1 protein-coding gene is annotated in these 331 nt (G+C 46.2%); it reads right to left on the reverse strand.

Features of this window, described 5'->3' with window-relative positions; genetic code table 11:
- On the reverse strand, positions 1–331 hold a 331-nt coding region (locus FC65_RS11240; RefSeq protein WP_162257075.1), incomplete at both ends, for a transposase.

Genomic DNA, 331 nt, shown 5'->3' on the forward strand with positions numbered 1-331 from the left:
AATCTTTGGTTAATAATTTCCAATAATGTTTTAGCGCCCATGAATTGTGCGAACCATGTCCGGCTTGTTTCATGGCTTGGATCCGCACCTGATTTAGCGCCCGATAAGCTTGAGTTATGACGTGGAAGCGGTCGGCGATAATGAGCGCATTGGGAAAAACGTCATGAATAAAAGCCCGATAGGGTGAATATAGGTCGACTGTGACTGTCTGCACTGCCCAGCGAACCTGGCGATCATACTGAAGGAAATAGCTGCGTAAATATGTATTCTGCCGGGAGCGTACGATGTCCAAAGTTCGATGTGTCGCAATGTCCATGACAATGATACTCAT

It is taken from the genome of Ligilactobacillus acidipiscis DSM 15836 (assembly GCF_001435755.1).
GTDB classification, from domain to species: Bacteria; Bacillota; Bacilli; order Lactobacillales; family Lactobacillaceae; genus Ligilactobacillus; species Ligilactobacillus acidipiscis.